The organism is Streptomyces sp. NRRL WC-3549 (assembly GCF_000721935.1).
GTDB lineage: Bacteria > Actinomycetota > Actinomycetes > Streptomycetales > Streptomycetaceae > Streptomyces.
In genome coordinates this window covers 23,829-24,491 of record NZ_KL585421.1, presented here as the reverse complement: position 1 = coordinate 24,491, position 663 = coordinate 23,829, and the positions used below count along the sequence as shown (strand labels likewise).

2 pseudogenes are annotated in these 663 nt (G+C 70.9%); both read right to left on the bottom strand.

Annotated features, from left to right (window positions below):
- Window positions 1-234: pseudogene (locus IH13_RS44925) on the bottom strand (flavin-dependent monooxygenase); the annotation flags it as partial.
- Window positions 137-663 (bottom strand): annotated as a pseudogene (locus IH13_RS38350) (hypothetical protein); the annotation flags it as partial. The pseudogenes IH13_RS38350 and IH13_RS44925, both read right to left, overlap by 98 nt.

The window sequence follows — 663 nt, the reverse complement described above, 5'->3', positions numbered from 1 at the left end:
GCCGGCGGTCTTGAAGAGCAGGTCGATCGCGGCGACGGCCCGTTCTGTGCCCCAGACCTGGTCGCGACGGGTGCGTAGTCTCAGCTCCATGGGAATCTCCGCGCCGGATGCGGCGAGTTCGGACAGTTCGCGCAGGTTACGGTCTATCTGGAGGACCGTCGCGTCGGTGTCGGAGGCGGCGCGTGCGATGGCGACCTGGGCGAAGGGGTCCTCGGTGAAGCTCCCGCCGCCCAGGCTGAGCCGTACCCGCTCCTTCATCCGCGAGACGTACGAGGCGTAGCCGCCGGAGACGGCCGATCACCGGCGCGGTGACGGCGCTCGTGAAGATCGCGCCGAACGCCAGCCGGTACAGCGGCCCCGGGTTGACCTGCTGTCCCGGTACCTTCAGCCGGGCCTGCTCGTAGTTGCGGAGCACCCGGTGGGTGGGGACGAACGCCGACTCGACGAGGATGTCGTTGCCGGCGGTGCCGCGGAGGCCGACGACGTCCCACATGGCCTCGATGCGGTAGTCGGACCGGGGCACCAGGACGGTGAGGAAGTCCACGGGCCGGCCCTGTGCCCCGACGACGAGTGCGCCGAGCAGCGCCCAGGAGGCGTGGTCGCAGCCGGAGGAGAAGCTCCAACGGCCGGTGAGCTCGTAGCCGCCGTCGACGGGGACGAGCC